This is a genomic window from Salegentibacter mishustinae (genome assembly GCF_002900095.1).
In the GTDB taxonomy this organism is placed as follows: Bacteria; Bacteroidota; Bacteroidia; order Flavobacteriales; family Flavobacteriaceae; genus Salegentibacter; species Salegentibacter mishustinae.
This window is the reverse complement of the sequence record NZ_LLKN01000002.1, coordinates 1667133-1684537: the sequence shown is the minus strand read 5'-3', so window position 1 is coordinate 1684537 and position 17405 is coordinate 1667133. Positions and strand designations below refer to the sequence as shown.

At 36.3% G+C, this 17405-nt stretch carries 20 protein-coding genes; 13 read left to right on the top strand and 7 right to left on the bottom strand.

Annotated elements, in window-relative coordinates; genetic code table 11:
* Window positions 1-111: 111 nt before the first annotated feature.
* The 9 genes from trhA to APB85_RS10550 all read left to right on the top strand — a co-directional run bounded on the left by trhA (window position 112) and on the right by APB85_RS10550 (window position 7674).
* Window positions 112-762, top strand: a complete 651-nt coding sequence (gene trhA, locus APB85_RS10590) for a PAQR family membrane homeostasis protein TrhA (protein ID WP_201780893.1) — start codon at window positions 112-114, stop codon at window positions 760-762.
* Between the two features lie 96 nt (window positions 763-858).
* Complete coding sequence (locus tag APB85_RS10585; protein WP_057481758.1) at window positions 859-1491, top strand: Crp/Fnr family transcriptional regulator; 633 nt, start codon at window positions 859-861, stop codon at window positions 1489-1491.
* A gap of 70 nt (window positions 1492-1561) precedes the next feature.
* Complete coding sequence (locus APB85_RS10580) at window positions 1562-2359, top strand: sulfite exporter TauE/SafE family protein (protein ID WP_057481759.1); 798 nt, start codon at window positions 1562-1564, stop codon at window positions 2357-2359.
* A 37-nt stretch (window positions 2360-2396) separates the two neighbouring features.
* Complete coding sequence (locus APB85_RS10575) at window positions 2397-2849, top strand: methyltransferase family protein (protein WP_057481760.1); 453 nt, start codon at window positions 2397-2399, stop codon at window positions 2847-2849.
* A gap of 56 nt (window positions 2850-2905) precedes the next feature.
* Window positions 2906-4303, top strand: coding sequence for a cytochrome ubiquinol oxidase subunit I (locus APB85_RS10570; RefSeq protein ID WP_083482196.1), 1398 nt, complete (start codon window positions 2906-2908; stop codon window positions 4301-4303).
* Between the two features lie 2 nt (window positions 4304-4305).
* Entirely contained in the window at window positions 4306-5343 is a 1038-nt protein-coding gene (locus tag APB85_RS10565; RefSeq protein ID WP_057481761.1) for a cytochrome d ubiquinol oxidase subunit II, read from the top strand.
* Window positions 5344-5392: 49 nt separating this feature from the next.
* On the top strand, window positions 5393-6433 hold the full coding sequence (locus APB85_RS10560; RefSeq protein WP_057481762.1) for an MBL fold metallo-hydrolase: 1041 nt from the start codon (window positions 5393-5395) through the stop codon (window positions 6431-6433).
* Between the two features lie 7 nt (window positions 6434-6440).
* Window positions 6441-7055: a class I SAM-dependent methyltransferase gene (locus tag APB85_RS10555; RefSeq protein ID WP_057481860.1), complete on the top strand. Its 615-nt coding sequence runs from the start codon at window positions 6441-6443 to the stop codon at window positions 7053-7055.
* A 7-nt stretch (window positions 7056-7062) separates the two neighbouring features.
* Window positions 7063-7674 carry a class I SAM-dependent methyltransferase gene (locus APB85_RS10550; protein ID WP_057481763.1) on the top strand — a complete coding sequence of 204 codons (612 nt, stop codon included), beginning with the start codon at window positions 7063-7065 and terminating at the stop codon, window positions 7672-7674.
* Window positions 7675-7725: 51 nt separating this feature from the next.
* On the opposite strand, the gene APB85_RS10545 is transcribed toward APB85_RS10550, so the two are convergent.
* Genes APB85_RS10545 through APB85_RS10525 form a run of 5 tightly spaced genes read right to left on the bottom strand, consistent with a single transcriptional unit; the run spans window position 7726 to window position 11109 of the window.
* Complete coding sequence (locus APB85_RS10545) at window positions 7726-9375, bottom strand: bifunctional metallophosphatase/5'-nucleotidase (RefSeq protein ID WP_083482197.1); 1650 nt, start codon at window positions 9373-9375, stop codon at window positions 7726-7728.
* A gap of 10 nt (window positions 9376-9385) precedes the next feature.
* On the bottom strand, window positions 9386-9805 hold the full coding sequence (locus APB85_RS10540; protein ID WP_057481764.1) for a DsrE family protein: 420 nt from the start codon (window positions 9803-9805) through the stop codon (window positions 9386-9388).
* 32 nt (window positions 9806-9837) lie between these two features.
* On the bottom strand, window positions 9838-10254 hold the full coding sequence (locus APB85_RS10535) for a DsrE family protein (protein WP_057481765.1): 417 nt from the start codon (window positions 10252-10254) through the stop codon (window positions 9838-9840).
* 30 nt (window positions 10255-10284) lie between these two features.
* Window positions 10285-10692: a DoxX family protein gene (locus APB85_RS10530; protein ID WP_057481766.1), complete on the bottom strand. Its 408-nt coding sequence runs from the start codon at window positions 10690-10692 to the stop codon at window positions 10285-10287.
* A 60-nt stretch (window positions 10693-10752) separates the two neighbouring features.
* Window positions 10753-11109, bottom strand: coding sequence for a hypothetical protein (locus tag APB85_RS10525; protein WP_103294454.1), 357 nt, complete (start codon window positions 11107-11109; stop codon window positions 10753-10755).
* Window positions 11110-11281: 172 nt separating this feature from the next.
* Here APB85_RS10525 and APB85_RS10520 point away from each other — a divergent pair, with 172 nt between their 5' ends.
* Window positions 11282-12652, top strand: a complete 1371-nt coding sequence (locus APB85_RS10520) for a hypothetical protein (RefSeq protein WP_146035379.1) — start codon at window positions 11282-11284, stop codon at window positions 12650-12652.
* A gap of 53 nt (window positions 12653-12705) precedes the next feature.
* Here the strand turns inward: APB85_RS10520 and APB85_RS10515 are convergent, their stop codons facing one another.
* Window positions 12706-13698 (bottom strand): aldo/keto reductase, encoded by a 993-nt coding sequence (locus APB85_RS10515; protein WP_103294453.1) that lies wholly within the window; start codon window positions 13696-13698, stop codon window positions 12706-12708.
* A 302-nt stretch (window positions 13699-14000) separates the two neighbouring features.
* Between APB85_RS10515 and APB85_RS10510 the strand changes: the two genes are divergently transcribed.
* Complete coding sequence (locus APB85_RS10510) at window positions 14001-14894, top strand: sterol desaturase family protein (RefSeq protein ID WP_057481770.1); 894 nt, start codon at window positions 14001-14003, stop codon at window positions 14892-14894.
* A gap of 17 nt (window positions 14895-14911) precedes the next feature.
* Window positions 14912-16258: an MBL fold metallo-hydrolase gene (locus tag APB85_RS10505; protein WP_057481771.1), complete on the top strand. Its 1347-nt coding sequence runs from the start codon at window positions 14912-14914 to the stop codon at window positions 16256-16258.
* 78 nt (window positions 16259-16336) lie between these two features.
* On the opposite strand, the gene APB85_RS10500 is transcribed toward APB85_RS10505, so the two are convergent.
* Window positions 16337-16750, bottom strand: a complete 414-nt coding sequence (locus APB85_RS10500; RefSeq protein ID WP_057481772.1) for a PepSY-like domain-containing protein — start codon at window positions 16748-16750, stop codon at window positions 16337-16339.
* A 166-nt stretch (window positions 16751-16916) separates the two neighbouring features.
* Between APB85_RS10500 and APB85_RS10495 the strand changes: the two genes are divergently transcribed.
* Complete coding sequence (locus APB85_RS10495) at window positions 16917-17402, top strand: acetyl-CoA carboxylase biotin carboxyl carrier protein subunit (RefSeq protein ID WP_057481773.1); 486 nt, start codon at window positions 16917-16919, stop codon at window positions 17400-17402.
* Window positions 17403-17405 lie beyond the last annotated feature (3 nt).

Sequence of the window (17405 nt, the reverse complement as noted above, 5' to 3'; positions counted from 1 at the left end):
CGGTTAAGAATTTGTGCCGGTGTGAAAGCCCGAAAATAATAAAAATTGGGCGTTTAAAATATTCCGTTTAAGCCTGAATATTTTTAATTTTATAGATTCAATTAAAGCACTGTGAAAAACGTACCTCACCAAAAATACGATGAGCTGGAAGAAAAATTAAATGTGCTCTCCCACGGGTTTGGTTTAATTTTAAGCATTTTGGGTCTCGTTTTGCTAATATTAAGGGCGAACGAACTTGGCGAAACGGTACACCTTGTAAGTTTTAGCATTTTTGGCGCAAGTATGATCTTGTTATATGCGGCTTCAACTTTTTACCATAGTGCCACCAATAAAAGTTTGCGTTATAAACTTAATATTCTGGACCACGCTTCAATTTATGTTCTTATTGCAGGAAGCTATACGCCTTTTGCACTTGTAACATTAGACGGTTGGGTTGGCTGGACGATTTTTGGAGTGGTTTGGGGTATTGCACTTACCGGGATTTTTCTTAAACTTTTCTTTACCGGGAGATACCAAACCCTGTCTACTATTATGTATGTACTTATGGGCTGGATCATTGTTTTTGCCATTAAACCTTTGTACAATAATTTAAGTTCAGAAGGTTTGTGGTGGTTGTTTGCCGGCGGAATTTCGTATACAATTGGTGCCGTGTTATTTAGTTTTGATAAAGTGAAATTTAACCATGCTATTTTCCACATTTTCGTGCTTTTCGGGACCTTTTGTCATTACCTTTCTATTTATTTTTATGTGTTGCCGGGATAGACTTTCGGCTAAAAACACGATCAATTTCAATTTAAATACTAATTTTAGTTTCTGAAAAAATGTTTTCAGAATTAATAAATAGCACAGCAATATTATATGTTACAGGAATTAAAAGAAGCCTACGGTTTTATTTTTGAAGATGAACTTATTGAAGAGATAAACAAGGTAGGCCAACTTCAGTTTAAAGCGCAGGGCGAAAAAATTATTGAGATTGGCGATTATGTGAAAATGATGCCTTTACTAATTGAAGGCGCTATTAAAATTATGCGTGAGGATAAGGATGGAGATGAACTCTTATTGTATTTCCTGGAACGTGGCGATACCTGTGCAATGACTCTTTCCTGTTGTCTTGGCCAAACCAAAAGTGAAATTAGGGCCGTGGCAGAGCGAGACACAAAGTTAGTGATGATCCCTATTGAAAAAATGGAGGAATGGACCTCGAAATATAAATCCTGGCGAGATTTTGTATTTGCCAGTTACCAGGCCCGTCTTACCGAAATGCTGGATACCATAGATACCATTGCCTTTATGAATATGGATCAGCGTTTAATGAAATACCTTGAAGATAAAGCGAAGATCAATCAAAATGAAGTGATTGCCGTGACACACCAGCAAATTGCATACGATTTACATACTTCGCGGGTGGTAATTTCAAGGTTGCTTAAAAAACTGGAACTGGATGGAAAAATAAAACTACAACGCAACAGCATAGAAGTTATGGCACTTTAAACCTATGTAACCCTTGTTACTGTAAGAGCCCCATATTGCAAGTACTTTTGCACCGAAATAAAATTTAGATATGGAAATACTGGAAATACTGGGTTACTTTGGAGCATTAATTATTGGAGTTGTCTTAGGCCTTATTGGAGGCGGTGGTTCTATATTAACGGTTCCCGTGCTTGTTTATTTACTGGCAATTAATCCTGTAACAGCTACGGCTTATTCTCTTTTTGTAGTTGGTGCTTCTGCTTTGGTAGGTGCGTTTAAAAATATGCAGAAGAAACTGGTAGATTTTAGAACCGCTATCGTGTTTTCTATTCCGGCTTTTATAGCTGTTTATGCTACTCGAAAATATATGGTGCCCGCCATTCCCGAATCTCTTTTTAGTATTGGTGGCTTTGAAATCACGAAAAACATCGGGATTATGCTGTTTTTTGCGATTATCATGATTCTGGCTTCGGTCTCAATGATTAGGGAAAATGGTAAGAAAAAAGCAGATTCAGAAAAAATAAGTTATAACTACCCATTAATCATTATTGAAGGAATCGTAGTAGGTGTCTTAACCGGGATTGTTGGTGCCGGGGGAGGATTTTTAATTATTCCAGCTCTTGTACTTCTGGCCAAACTCCCAATGAAAAAAGCTGTGGCCACATCTTTGTTAATTATTGCAATTAAATCGCTTATAGGTTTTATTGGGGATGTTCAGAATATGAATATAGACTGGATATTTTTAGCCATCTTCACCGGACTTTCTATGGTAGGAATGTTTGTAGGTATCTATCTCAATAAATTTATAGACGGTAAAAAACTGAAAAAAGGTTTTGGTTGGTTCGTCCTGCTAATGGGTGTGTATATTATTTGGGCCGAAATTTCATAAAACAGATTACTATTAGAATAGATTAAAACTGAAATAAATGCATTATAAAAATTACATTTTTGTTGGGATACAACTTGTACTTTTTATTGCTTTTATTATTGAAATTGATACATTAAAATTTAACCGGCTAGACGTTTTTCAGCCGGTTTTTTTGGTTTTAAGTGGGTTGGGATTCTTATTTATATTTACAGCGCTTTTGCAACTAAACACCAATTTGTCACCTTTCCCTAAACCGAAGAATAACGCCACTTTAATTACTTCTGGAGTTTATAAATATGTTAGGCATCCCATTTATTCAGGAATCCTCTTTGCCCTCTTTTTTCTGGCTTTGTATTTTAATTCGTTTTATAAGCTTGGTATCGTGCTCTTGTTAGTTTTACTTTTTAGGTATAAATCAAATTACGAAGAAGAACAATTATGTTTAAAGTATCCAAATTATCGTGATTACCGGCAGAACACCGGTAGATTTTTCCCTAAATTTATTCGTTGAAAATTATATTGAAAAGTCCCTATTTAACGGATTTAAAATCAATAAACTAGAAGTTGATGGAGAATTTAGATTATGCTCGCCTACAAATGGCCTTTACTTTAGGCTTCCACATTATTTTTGCCTGTATTGGTATGGTAATGCCTTTTTTTATGGTGGTAGCGCACCATAAATGGTTAAAAACACGAAATCCTGTTTATAAAAGATTAAGTATGGCCTGGCTAAAAGGAGTGGCTATTTTTTTTGTTACCGGTGCAGTTTCAGGTACTGCTCTTTCTTTTGAACTGGGAATGCTTTGGCCCGAATTTATGAAACATGCAGGACCAATAATTGGAATGCCTTTCTCATTGGAAGGTGCTGCATTTTTTGTGGAAGCCATCGCGCTAGGATTTTACCTCTACGGCTGGAAAAAACTCCCGGAAAAATTTCATTGGTTTACCGGGGTTATCATAGGTATTTCTGGAGTAGCTTCAGGAATACTGGTAGTTTCAGCAAATGGCTGGATGAACGCTCCCTCTGGATTCGATTATATTAATGGCGAGTTTACCAATATAGATCCTGTGGCAGCCTTACTGAATCCTGCCTGGTTTACACAAGCTTTGCATATGACCTTAGCTGCCTTCGTAGCTACCAGTTTTGGAGTTGCAGGAATTCACGCTTTTCAAATTTTCCGGAAAAGAAATGTAGAATTACATACTAAAGCTTTTAAGATAGCAATCATTTTCGGTGCAGTTGCAGCATTTTTGCAGCCAATAAGCGGTGATCTTTCGGCTAAAGATGTAGCCGAACGTCAACCGGTAAAATTGGCTGCTATGGAAGCGCATTACGAGACCGAAAAAGGCGCTCCGCTCTATATTGGAGGAATTGTAGATGAAGAAAACCGAACGGTAACCAATAAAATTGAAATTCCCAAGGCTTTATCTTTTCTTGCTTTTGGTGATTTTGATGCCGAAGTAAAAGGATTAAATGATTTCCCAGATGATGAACTTCCACCGGTTGCTATTGTGCATTATGCCTTTCAAATTATGGTAGGGATCGGAACATTATTGATGTTTGCCGGGCTTATTTATTTTATCAGTTTAAAGAAGAAAAAATGGCTTAATAATAAGTATTATTGGCTGTTATTTATAGTTGTTGCACCCCTTGGTTTTGTAGCTATAGAAGCAGGTTGGGTAGTTACTGAAGTTGGACGCCAACCCTGGATAATTCACCAGATAATGCGCACCGAAGATGCCGTAACTCCTATGCCTGGAATGAAGTATAGTTTCTTTTTCTACCTGTTTTTATATACGGTGCTGGGAATAACCGTTACCTGGTTAATGAACCGACAGATAAAATCTCTTAATCAAGAACCCAACGAGGACGGATCTAACGAAAATTCCTCTCAGGAATCTTATAACCGTGAAAGAGCACGAAAAAACAATCCTATTAATATGAAGAATAAAAGCAAAGATTAGTTATGTTGTATATAGTTTTATTTTTTCTGCTGTTTTCATTGCTTTTATATGTGTTACTCGGTGGTGCCGATTTTGGCGCCGGAATTGTAGAATTGTTTTCTTCTGCAAAAAATAAGGAACATACCAGGGATACAATTTATAGGGTAATGGGTCCCATTTGGGAAGCAAACCATATCTGGCTTATTATTATGCTTGTAATTTTGTGGGTGGCTTTTCCTGCTTACTTTAATATCATTATAATTTACTTACATATTCCTTTAACTTTAGTCTTGCTGGGTATTACCCTGCGAGGTGTCGCTTTTGTTTTTAGGCATTATGATGCGGTGGTAGATAAGTCTCAATTTTGGTATAACTGGCTTTTTAGAATTGGAAGTTTTGTTACCCCAGTTTTTTTGGGAATGTCTTTTGGGGCGCTTATTGGCGGTAAAATTATTATTACCGAAGATTATGAAAACTACGGCTTTTATGATCTCTTTATGCAACACTGGCTCAATATTTTTAGCCTGTTGGTTGGTTTATTTTACGCCGCTCTTTGTGCATTTTTAGCATCTACGCTTCTAATTGGCGAAGCCGAAGGTAAAGCCCGAAAGCACTACGCTAGAAACTCGGCATTCTTCACTACCGTTTTGGTAGTGCTCGGATTTATTTTAATCAGTTTTGGATATTTCAGCGATATAAAATTTGCCGAAGATTTTATACATAATCCGGTTTCACTGGCTTGTGTAGCATTTTCTGGCATCTTATTATTTCCATTGTGGAAATTCATTAAGAAGGAATACCGAATAGCCAGTAGATATTTAGCGGTTTTCCAGGTAATTTTAGTCCTGTTTGCAGCACTTTACGCTCATTTTCCTTATATAATTATTACAGCAACCGAAGAAGTAAGTTTGTTGGCAAACCTGGCTCCAGAGGCTACGATTAGCAATTTGGCCATCATGCTTCTTATTGGTGGATTTATAATTTTACCCGGGCTTTTTCATTTAATGCGTTCTTTTAATATGATTAAGGTTTTAGAGAAAAATGAGAAAAAATATGAGTAAGTTGTAAATAGGAAAATACTGAATTTTATAAATGGAATAAATTCAAAAAATGCTCTTTAAAAGATTTGGAAAAGAACCTTCAGGTGAAAGATTAAAACGGATAAAGGAGGCCGAAAATACGCGAGATGCTAAGTTTCAGAATATAGAACCTACCGTCCTGCAAACTGAAGATGCGTCTATAGCCAAAATCTTAAACCAAATGCTTAAGAGGCCAAAGAGTGTTCGCCCTTCAGAGAAAATTCCGCATAAAAAAGCCAATTTAAAGGATTTTACTTCAAACGAACCCGCCGTAATTTGGTTTGGTCATTCCTCTTATTTATTAAGTTTTAATGGCTATAAAATTTTAGTAGATCCTGTGTTTAGCGGGTTTGCGTCCCCGTTTAAGATTTTCGGAAAATCTTTTTCAGGTACAGATTTATATAAGGCAGAAGACTTTCCAGATATAGATTTACTAATTCTTACCTACGATCATTACGACCACCTGGACTATAAGTTTTTAAAACAATTAAGGCCTAAAATTTCAAAAATAATTACTTCTTTAGGCGTAGGTGCGCATTTGGAACATTGGGGAATAAATGCTAAAATAATTACGGAATTAAACTGGCATCAAAGTTTAGAAATATATAAAGACCTTAAAATCTCTGCCTTACCTGCACGACATTTTTCGGGTAGGGGATTTAAAAGAGATACTAGTTTATGGTCTTCTTTTGCTCTAGAGTGGGAAGATTATAAGATATATATTGGGAGTGACTCTGGTTATAGTTCCGAGTTTAAAAAAATAGGGAAGCAATTTAAGAAATTCGACCTTGTATTCTTAGAATGCGGACAGTATGGGAAATATTGGCCACAAATACATATGCTTCCTGAAGAAACAGTACAGGCTGCTAAAGACTTAAATGCCGAAATCTTATTTCCGGTGCACTGGGGAAAATTTGTACTCTCTGTGCATCCCTGGAACGAACCTATTAAACGCTTAATGGCAGAAGCAGAATTGCAGCAACAAAGGGTAGTTGCTCCTAAAATTGGAGAAACTTATATTATAGGAGAGCAATTTTCGCAAAAGTATTGGTGGAATTTTGAAGAAAAATAATTTGATTATGAAAGAGATGAAAGCCCATTGGGAAGAAGTATATGCAAAGAAATCTTATCCTGAAACAAGTTGGTATCAGGAAAAACCTGAGATTTCATTAAATTTTATTGACCAACTAGAATTGCCTTATACCTCTAAGATTATAGACATTGGTGGGGGAGATTCTAATCTTGTAGATTTTTTAATGAAAGAAGGTTATCGCGATATTTCGGTTCTGGATATTTCTAAAGAAGCTTTGGAAAAAGCTGAAGCCCGATTGGGTGCCGAAGCCGAAAAAATAACCTGGATAAATGCTGATGTTTCAAGCTTTGAAGCAACCCAAACATATCATCTTTGGCACGATAGAGCAGCATTTCATTTTTTGACTGAAGATCAGCAAATTGAAAACTATGTTCGTACACTGGAAAATTCGGTTATTCCTGGTGGCTTTGTAATTATTGCAACTTTTTCAAAGAATGGACCTACAAAATGTAGCGGCCGTACGGTTAAGCAATATGATAAAGAAGATCTTGAAAATTTACTTGAAGCCAAATTTAATCTTGTGGAAAGTAAAAACATAGATCAGACAACCCCAACGGGAGCTATTCAGAATTTTACGTTTTGTTGCTTCAGGAAAAAATAGAAATTTTATGAAAGAGTTTTGGGATGAACGCTACGCCGAGCCGGATTATGTTTACGGAAAAGCTCCGAATAAGTATTTCAAAGAGAAACTTGATGAAATACAGCTTGGAGAAATTTTGTTCCCGGCAGAAGGAGAAGGCCGAAATGCAGTTTACGCGGCTAAAAAAGGCTGGAGGGTTTCTGCTTTTGACATTAGTAAAGAAGGCAGGGATAAAGCCCTTAAGTTGGCAAATTCAGAAGGTGTAGAAATTGATTACCAGGTTGGGAAATTGCCCGATATGGATTATAAAACGGAACAGTTTGATGCTATAGCTTTAATTTTCGCTCATTTTTCACCGGAGGATAAACACAGCTATTTTGCCGAATTTAGAAATCTATTAAAGCCTGGGGGAACTATTATTTTTGAAGCTTTTAGTAAAGCGCAGATAGATGTTCAGAAAGAAAATCCAAAATCTGGTGGTCCTAAGAATGCTGAAATGTTGTTTTCAAAAGAAGAATTACAAACCAGTTTTAACGGATTTAAATTCGAGGAATTTGAAGATAAATTAATAGAACTTTCTGAAGGGAAATACCATAATGGCAAAGCAGCGGTAATTCGTTTTGTAGCTACAAAGCCGTGATTTATAAAAAACCTCACAAGCTATTTTCTTCACTTGTGAGGTTTGTTTTATCTAGTGGAATTCATAATCGGTTCCGGGAACCGTAGAAAAAGATTTTTCACCTAAATATTCGCAATAAGAACGCCCATCCAGGGTCGGTGAAACCGGGGAATGTTTTTGTAGGTATTCTTCCACTACCTCGTGAATAGTATAGTCTTGTACCTCAACATTTTTAACGTTCGGCATTCGGCAAAGATTATCAATTGGGTCTCCGGGCCGCACACAGGCAGAAATGGTATAATACTCATCCTCCTGGATTTTCTCGCCATTTACCGTAACAGATTTTATTCGTTCTCCTTTTTTATTCTGAGAATTAAAATCTACTTCCATTCCAGAAAATCTAACCATCCAGCCGCCAAAACGCTCGGTTGGAGTTTGGGCGAAGGCATTGTGCATCTCACTTTCCAGCCAGTCTTTTATCTGTTTTCCGGTAGCCTTTCCGGTTTTTACTTTTTCATTCACCGGGAGCAAATTCCATAAATTAGCCCGGGTTATAGGCGCCGGTTTTCCATTTTCGGGAACTATGGGATTTCCAAAACGAAATCCATTAGAGATAGAAATATCGGCACCGGTTTTCCATCTGGCAGCATCGGTGATCATATTATCCATGGGGTTTTCAACCGTTAAATAGCGGTAAAGTGGCGTTTCGGTATAACCAATCACGGTCTCCAAATGTTCTTCATAGGGTCTCTTTGCATTATCGACTAGTTTAGCAATTTTAGGATTGGCCGGGTATTTTTTCGGATCAACCTCTATCAGCTCATATTCCTCATCTACAATCTTTCCATTTTTAAAATAAAGATTTAATTTACCTACAAAAGAGCCAAAAGCCCCGGGTTCGGTAACTTTCGCATATTTCCCTTGAATAGGCTCCCGTACGCGTTCGTGAGTATCGTTTCCGAAGATATAATCTACATCTTTAGCAATTGGATTGTTAGCCAATTCTACCTGCTTAAAAATCCCAAAATGGGTTACCAAAAACAGCGCGTCAACTTTCTCTTCCTTTTTTACTTTCAGAATAAGTTCTTCTACGCCCTCGTTTAATCCGCTAAAGTCAATACCTTCACTAAAAATCGGGTTTTGCCTTACAGGAACATCAGGATCGTTTATCCCGATAAACCCAAGTTTTACACCTTCAATTTCTTTGGTCCAGTAGGGAGGGAAAAGCTCTTTATTATCTTCCTGGTGAAACATATTCTGAACAATTACAGGAGTTTCAAAACCCTGTAGAACATTCATCATTACTTTCTTGCCATAGACTACTTCCCAATTTCCCGGCACTAGAAGATCGTAATCCATATTCTTTATAATTTCAGGAAAAATTTTTCCTTCCGAAAGAGCGGCATAGCCACTTCCCTGGATAAGATCGCCACCATCCAAAATTACCGTATTTGGGTTTTTGGCACGTTCTTCTTCAAAGAGGGTTTGAATATGCGCCAGGCCACCACGTTCTTTAAAAACTATTTCTTCATCTTCCCAAAATAATTCGGGGTGAGAATCAAGTTGCCCGTGAATATCGGCAGTTTGTAAAATGGTGATTTTAGTGGTTTTATCTTTATTTTTCTCTGGGTTTTTACCATTTGCATTGTTGCAAGAGGTATATAAACCAATGGTAGCAATGCCTGAAAACAGGATTAATGCTGTCTTTAAACTAATTTTCATAGATTATCTTTTATAGTTCTATACTGTAGTAGTTCTTATTCTTTTGTAATTGTAAAAGATGTGTAAAGGCGTGGTCTACTACCTTTACGTAGGGATGTAAATCTTTTATGTCAATTTTTAAAAAGTTTATAGAGAGTTTACAAACTTTTATCTCCACGCCCGCAGCTTTAGCTTTTTCAACGTAGTTTTTCATCTTCTCTTTATCTGTAAGCTCCTTAACATTTCGTCCATAAAGGATTATCTGAAAATCACCAAATTTGTGTCCATCTTCTTGTTTTAATGCTTCAGCAGTAAGAATTATTGGTTCTAACTGTGGAATTTTGGAAGTAGATACTACATAATTATTCTTCTCAATTCCTGATTTTGTTTGAGCAAAACCTGAAACGCCCAGCATAAAGACTAAGATTAGAATTCCTATTTTTTTCATCATCTTGATATTTTATATGATTTAGAATACTTTTTTTAAAGCTCTATACTGAAATATCCCTTTTTCTGAAGTTGAAAATCATATAGGATTCCATTCTCAACAACTTCCATTTCTGATGGAATCGCTTTAGGATCTACACCAAATTTTTTGAGGGAAAATCCGCAGGCCTTAATGGCAACATTGGCTTTTTTGGCTCGTTGGATAAACTTTTGCATTTGTTCTTTATCGGTTAAGCCTTTTACGGTCTGGCCGCAAACAATAACCTGGAAATCACCAAAATGATGTCCATCCTCTTTTTGTAGCTCTTCCGCAGTAATTAAAATGGGCTGTAACTGCGGAATTTTCTTGGTTAAAACCACATAATTATTTTTTTCAGGATCGTGGTTTTGAGCATTTGTAGTTATTGAAAACAGCATAAAAAAAGCTGTAAAGATTAAAATTGAATTTTTCATTTTTATAAATTTTATGGCTGAAACAGCCGGTTATATTTTTGTTGTTTGTTGATCTTTAAAATCGTTGAGGATAAAAAACAGGAGTCCGCCGGCTATTGCAATATTTTTAAAAAGCGGCCCCAGCGTTGTAATTTGTCCTACCTGCACAGTAAGGGTAATGGGAATTAAAACTGCCAGTAGAATTATGGCAGTCCAGCGAGTTTTGAAACCTATAAGCAGGGCAAAACCCGCAATAAGCATAACCACGCCAGATAGAATTACTAGCAATTCAGGGTTTCCGAAAAAATAGGCAAGTCCTTTAAAACTGGCCTGGTCAATTCTATTTACGGTTTTTTTAATATTGAATAAATGGTGTAAACTGGCTACGAGAAATATCCCGCTAAGCATCACCCGTAATAATTGTATAGAGCGACGACTCACTAAAATTTGTGAATTCATGTTGATTAAGAATTAGTGAATAAAAATATGTTCCGAAGTTATCTCCGGAATTATATATGTTTAGGCCACTAATGCCTTTGGAGGCGGATAATCTTTAGAAAAGTAAATAGAAATTATAGCCGGATTCAAATAATTGAAGTCGTGGAAATTGTCTTCAACCTCTTCTTCCTGGAATTCTGGATTCGTAACAAAAAAGAAAGAAGTACATATTGCATCGCTGCTTACAACCAAAACAGAAGAATCCTGACTTAAAATACTATCATCGGCTGTTTGCCGATCGTTTTTCTTACAAAACGGGTTTACCAGTGCAATACCTTCAGAATGCAAAACACTATTAAGCACTTTCGCGTCTAGCATCAGAAATTTTCCGAAGAAAACTACGGTAAATAAAATTGCTATGTAAGTTTTGAATCTCACTATTATAAGAGAAGATCAAGTTTAGGTTGTTAAAACATGGGCGAAAATAATTAGAAGATTTCGGAATGTTAGTGACTTATGTTACAAAGCTGAAATTTTAAAAGTAACCCTTGTTACTGTAGCTGCCTTTATTATTCAGGAATTTTGCACCCCGAACCTTAAAAATTTTGTTTTGCAACACCTCCATAAACTTTCTTTTCTAATTGTTTTTATGTTGAGTTTAAGCCTTAATGCTCAAATTAATGAGCAGCCCGAAGAAGAAAGTTTTCACCTGCAGGATATTTTTCACCACGCAGCAGTTAGTGGGAATGTTAGAAATTACTTTATGAACACAATAAATAGCCGAGACCTAAAAGATTACTACAGCAATGCAACAGGTGCCGCAGTTGGATTTACTACCGGAAATTATTATGGTTTTCAACTTGGGGTAAAAGGGAGTTTTGTGTATAAAAGCTTTGGAAGCGATTTGGATAGGGTAGATGCTGTAACGGGAAAAAATGCCAAATGGGAATATGAGCTTTATAATATTTTGGATAAAGGGAACTTTAGAGATCTCAATAGACTTGAAGAGCTTTTTATTCGCTACAGGTTTGGAAAATCATATATAGAATATGGAAAATTTGAGACCGAGTTTACGCCACTCTTAAACAAGAGCGATGGCCGTATGATGCCTTTTGTGCATAGAGGAGGCTGGGCGCATTTAAATTTTAATTCAAAACATCAGGTTAATCTTGGTTGGCTCAATGGGGTTTCCCCACGTGCAACAACCCAATGCTTTGCTATGGATGAAGCGCACGGACTTTTTAATAACGGATTTCAACCCAACGGAGAAAAAGCTAATTACCATAATTTTTATTCTTCTTCAGGAATAGGGATCATAAATTATAATCTTAAAAAAGAAAATCTTGAGCTTAATTTTTATGATTATTACCAGGATAAAATAATGAATACATTTTGGGTGGAAGTCGACTATAAGCTTACTGATTTTAGCTTCGGAATTCAATATGTTTATCAAAATCCTTTTTCTTATTCAGAAGATCTGGCTTACATAAATAGATATGTGCAACCCGGGGAAAACGGGCAGGTACTAAGCTCGCAAATAGGTTGGGAACAAGCGGGATTAAAATTAGCTTTTGCTTATACCCACGCTTTTGATTCGGGACGGTTTTTATTTCCGAAGGAATTAGGACGAGATCGCTTTTTTACTTCAATTTCACGATCCAGGCTGGAAGGAATGGGGAATGTTGATGTTTTTGTTTTCAAAACCGAATATCGGTTCCTTCCAGATAATTTTAATATTGGGGTAGAGGTGCAACAAGTGAGGGGCGCTAAAGTTGATGATTTTGAATTCAATAAATATAATGTAGATGAATCCTTCCAGGTAAATAGTCACTTAAGTTACCGGGCAAGGGGTTTTTTTGAAGGATTGAGTTTTGATATCTTATGGGTTCACAGGAAAAATCTAAACCATACCAACGCCGAAAGTATATTTAACCGAAGTAATTATAACCAATTGAATTTTGTTACCAATTTCAATTTTTAAAATTGAAACCCACGAATTCACCAAATTTTTTAGTGAATTCGTGGGTTTGGGATCTAAGCTGGTACTTCAGCTTTTTGTTCAATTAAATTTTCCTGTTTTAAATCTGACCAGAATTCTGCCGGAATTTTTTCTTCCAGTGCTTTCACATTTTCCTGAACCTGTTCTGGTTTACTTGCACCAGCCAGCACGGTATCTGCTGCTTTTGGAGCTAAAGAGAATTGTAAGGATGCCGCCACAAGGTTAACCTTATGTTTTTCAGCAATTTTCAAAATCTTTTTATAACTGTCGCTAATATCTTCAGGCATTTCCCCGCCATAATTATAACGTTTTTGGCCTGTAAGAAGTCCGGCGTTAAAAGGAGCGGCATTTATTAAAGTAGCTTCACTTTTTTCAATAGCGGGCAATAAACGCTTTAAAGCATCTTTATGATGCACTAAAGAATATTGAATAGCCGAAAGGAATACATCTGGTTTGGCAACCTCCAGGGTTTTTAAAATAGGATCTATCGTATTCACTCCAAGTCCCCAGGCTTTAATCAAGCCTTCTTCTTTCATCTTTTCAAGCTCTGGCATAGCGCCATTTTTTGCTACTTCAAAATGATCTTCCCAGGTTACTCCTTCTTCATATTCTCCATTATGGTCTGGAGAAAGATCGTGAATAAAAGCATAGTCTAAATAAGCTACTCCTAATCTTTGTAAACTATCTTCAACCGATCGTCTCACGGCTTCTGCAGAATAGTCATATTTATAATCAAAAGGGGATGGCTCCTGCCACATTACTTCGGGGATGTTTTTAGTTGCCTTTAAAACCCTGCCTACTTTGGTAGAAAGAACATAATCCTCTCGCTTTTTACTGCTTAAAAAATGTCCAAAACGTCTTTCACTTAAGCCAAGGCCGTACCATGGGGAAGTATCGTAGTATCTTACTCCAGCCTCCCAGGCAGCTTTTAATGTAGATTCTGCCTGTTCATTACTTATAGGTTTAAAGCCGTGACCTATGGCAACACCGCCTAAACCATATTTGTATTTCAATTTCATCTTACTCATAATCGTCTTTTTTTGTTCTCTAATCTGAAATAAAATTAAGCAGAAATGACTGAAAAACTGAGTATTTAACTTAAGCTAACACTACAACGTTTAAGAATGTTAAGGTCTACTAAAAAAAACTTATTCAATAATTGAGATTAAATGCCCCATAGCTTTCCTCGAAATCAAATTATATTTTCCATTGATAATGCTTCGCGAACTTGCTCTAAAGTTTTTATTAATTTGCTAATTACCAACTGTAACAAAAGTTACTGCCTGAAGTGCAGGATTATTATATTTTTGCCTCAAGAAATTAAAACAGTCTGGAAAAGTACTTTAACATAATAGCCAATTCTTTTACTGGGTACTTTAATTACCTGGTAAATGAAATTAGCAATCCGTCTTGGACCAATTATTTTTATTGGCTTATAGGCTTGTCGCTATTAGTTTGGGGCTTGGAGATTTTGATCCCCTGGAGAAAAGATCAAAAGATTTTTCGGAAGGGCTTCTGGCTGGATACGTTCTATATTTTATTTAATTTTTTCCTGTTTTCGCTGGTTGGGTATAATGCGATCTCCAACGTTGCCGTAGAATTATTTAATGATTTTCTGGGCCTTTTTGGAGTTACTAATATTGTAGCCATAGAAGTACAAAATTTCCCGGTGTGGGGGCAGTTGCTTATTATGTTTGTGATCGCAGATTTTATACAGTGGAATGTTCATCGACAATTGCACAAGCAGCCCTGGCTTTGGGAATTTCATAAAGTACATCACAGCGTTAAAGAAATGGGTTTTGCTGCGCAGTTTAGGTTCCATTTTATGGAAACTGTAATCTATAAATCGGTGCAGTATATTCCCCTGGCAATGATAGGTTTTGGAATACAGCAATTTTTTGTGGTTCATATGTTTGCAGTGTTTATTGGACATTTAAACCACGCCAATCTAGGCTGGAATTACGGTATTTTGGGGTATCTTATTAATAATCCAAAAATGCATATCTGGCATCATTCTAAAGCGCTTCCGGCGGACAGACCGCACGGGATGAACTTTGGCTTAAGTCTTAGTATATGGGATTATTTGTTCGGTACGGCATATATCCCGCAGGAAGGAAAAAATATAGAACTTGGTTTTGAAGGAGATGAAAAATTTCCAGAAGATTTTAAAAGTCAGATGACTTTTCCATTTAAAAAGAAGAACATACAGAAATCAACTCAATAATTAAAAAGAGACATACAATGAAAATAAAACAATTTAAAGACGAACCTCTAGCGCATTATTCTTATGCCCTTGTAAGTAATGGAGAAATGGCAGTGGTAGATCCCAGCCGAAATCCTATGCAGTATTATAAATATGCTGAAGATAACGGCGCAAAGATTGTTGCAGTTTTTGAGACGCATCCACACGCCGATTTTGTAAGTGGACATTTACAAATTCAGGAAGAAACAGGTGCTAAAATCTATATTAGTGAAAAAGTTGGGGTAGATTACCCACACACTCCTTTTGATGAAGGGGATGAGGTGCAAATAGGAAGTGTTAGTGTAAAAGCTTTACATACACCTGGTCATTCGCCAGATAGTTTAACATTTATTGCTGAAGAAAAAGGAGAAACAGCTATGTTTAGTGGAGATACCCTTTTTATCGGAAACGTAGGAAGACCAGATTTACGTGAAAAAGCCGGAAATATGAAGGCAAAACGTGTAGAACTTGCAAAGCAAATGTATAACACGATGCAAACCAAATTTAACGATTTGCCAGACGATACTATAATTTACCCTGCTCACGGTGCAGGTTCGCTTTGCGGAAAAAATATGAGTGATGCTTCTTCCAGTACACTGGGAAATGAACGCCAGGGAAACTGGGCATTTAAAGAGCAAACTGAAGAAGAGTTTGTGGAAGAGATCTTAAAAGATCAGCCTTTTATTCCTGCTTATTTTGGTTTCAATGTAGACCTAAATAGAAATGGAGCTCTAAACGTGCAGAAAGCGAAATATGAAGTGCCGGTAAAACTTAATGTAGACGCAGCACCAGAAGAAGGAAAGACCATAGTAGATGCTCGAGATGGAGATGCTTATAAAAAAGGACATTTGCCAAACAGTATCAATATTATGGCTAGATCAGAAAGTGATAAATATGAAACCTGGTTGGGAGCCATCATTAAACCAAATGAAGAGTTTTACCTGGTGGTTAATAGTGTAGATCAAATTGATGAACTATTGGAAAGAACCGCAAAAGTAGGTTACGAAAAGCAAATGAAAGGTGTGCTTACTTTATCTGAAAAAGTTTCAAAATCTTCAGATGACTTTGATCTAAAAGATTTCAAAGAAAACAAGGATAAATATACTATTGTAGATATTAGAAATGCTGGAGAAATTGCTGAAGGTAAAATCTTTGAAAATGCAAAGGCAATTCCTTTAAATGAGCTAAGAGACCGTGCCGATGAGTTACCGGAAGATAAACCGTTTATGGTGCACTGTGCCGGTGGATATCGCTCTGCAGCCGGAAGCAGTATTCTTGAGAATAAATTTAAGAACACTAAGGTTTATGATCTAAGTGAAGCGATTAAAGAATTTAATAACAAGTAATTTTTAGGTACTTATTTAATCAAAAATCCCCGTAGAATCATTTCTACGGGGATTTTTTATTTTAATAGGAAAAACCTGTTAATCCATTTCTACAAAATTCCCTTCTGGATCAAATTCCAGTTCATCTCCATTTTCCAGTTCAACTTCGTGTCCTTCCTCATCCATTTCATATTCTACAATTTTAATATTGGGATGGTTTTTTGTCACGTAACCTGCAATATTAAGTGGTAATGCTGAAGCGGGAATTCTGCTTTTACACTTTATCTCAGTCGGCTGGTTATTTTGGTCGAAACTAAGTTCGGTACCTCCAGACATTTTAATTTCATAAGTTTCCCAATTGTCTCCTTTATCAACTTTTACAGTTTTAATTTTTTCATTCGGAAAAAGTTGCGAAACATAGGCTGATACCATTTCGGGTAGTTCAGATTTTTGAGCATGCCCAAAAGTGAGTCCGAAAAATACCAATAATCCTGTTATAAATAATCTTTTCATAATTCTTAGTTTTTTGGTTTAACCCTAAAATAAGAAATGTAATTCCGATTTATTTTAATTTTTTGTGAATATATATGCGGTAATTCTGATTTATCTTAAAACTAATTTCAAACGATTTTCTATATTTACAAAACAAGCTTCAAATTAGATTTGAAAACAACGAAATATGGAAAAAAAATATAAGGTTAAGGTTAATGACTCTTATGAATTTGAATTTACCAAAGACCAAATTACTTCTTTAGATACCCAGGAAATTGCAGATAAGCATTACCACCTGCTAAAGGAAAATCGCAGTTTTAAAGCTGAGGTTTTTACCGAAAATTTTCTTCAGCGACAATACGATATTAAGATCAACTCCAATACTTATAAAGTAGCCATTTCTAATGAGCTGGATTTGCTTATTGAAGAAATGGGACTTTCCATTGGGAGTGCACAAATGATCAATGACATTAAAGCACCAATGCCGGGACTTATCCTGGAAGTTAACGTAGAAGAGGGTGCTGAAGTGCAGGAAGGTGATTACTTGCTCGTTTTAGAAGCGATGAAAATGGAGAACACGCTAACTGCTCCCAGAGATGGAGTGGTTAAATCTGTTTCGATCAAAAAAGGGGAAACGGTAGAAAAGAATCAGTTGTTAATTGAAATGGAATAATTC

Bases quoted from the DNA above. Each gene is read 5' to 3' on its own strand.
- APB85_RS10535 (WP_057481765.1), bottom strand. From the start codon at position 10,254: ATGAAAAATTCAATTTTAATCTTTACAGCTTTTTTTATGCTGTTTTCA.
- APB85_RS10550 (WP_057481763.1), top strand. From the start codon at position 7,063: ATGAAAGAGTTTTGGGATGAACGCTACGCCGAGCCGGATTATGTTTAC.
- APB85_RS10580 (WP_057481759.1), top strand. From the start codon at position 1,562: ATGGAAATACTGGAAATACTGGGTTACTTTGGAGCATTAATTATTGGA.
- APB85_RS10495 (WP_057481773.1), top strand. From the start codon at position 16,917: ATGGAAAAAAAATATAAGGTTAAGGTTAATGACTCTTATGAATTTGAA.
- APB85_RS10570 (WP_083482196.1), top strand. From the start codon at position 2,906: ATGGAGAATTTAGATTATGCTCGCCTACAAATGGCCTTTACTTTAGGC.
- APB85_RS10545 (WP_083482197.1), bottom strand. From the start codon at position 9,375: ATGAAAATTAGTTTAAAGACAGCATTAATCCTGTTTTCAGGCATTGCT.
- APB85_RS10530 (WP_057481766.1), bottom strand. From the start codon at position 10,692: ATGAATTCACAAATTTTAGTGAGTCGTCGCTCTATACAATTATTACGG.
- APB85_RS10585 (WP_057481758.1), top strand. From the start codon at position 859: ATGTTACAGGAATTAAAAGAAGCCTACGGTTTTATTTTTGAAGATGAA.
- APB85_RS10560 (WP_057481762.1), top strand. From the start codon at position 5,393: ATGCTCTTTAAAAGATTTGGAAAAGAACCTTCAGGTGAAAGATTAAAA.
- APB85_RS10500 (WP_057481772.1), bottom strand. From the start codon at position 16,750: ATGAAAAGATTATTTATAACAGGATTATTGGTATTTTTCGGACTCACT.
- APB85_RS10515 (WP_103294453.1), bottom strand. From the start codon at position 13,698: ATGAGTAAGATGAAATTGAAATACAAATATGGTTTAGGCGGTGTTGCC.
- APB85_RS10505 (WP_057481771.1), top strand. From the start codon at position 14,912: ATGAAAATAAAACAATTTAAAGACGAACCTCTAGCGCATTATTCTTAT.
- APB85_RS10575 (WP_057481760.1), top strand. From the start codon at position 2,397: ATGCATTATAAAAATTACATTTTTGTTGGGATACAACTTGTACTTTTT.
- APB85_RS10540 (WP_057481764.1), bottom strand. From the start codon at position 9,805: ATGATGAAAAAAATAGGAATTCTAATCTTAGTCTTTATGCTGGGCGTT.
- APB85_RS10555 (WP_057481860.1), top strand. From the start codon at position 6,441: ATGAAAGAGATGAAAGCCCATTGGGAAGAAGTATATGCAAAGAAATCT.
- APB85_RS10565 (WP_057481761.1), top strand. From the start codon at position 4,306: ATGTTGTATATAGTTTTATTTTTTCTGCTGTTTTCATTGCTTTTATAT.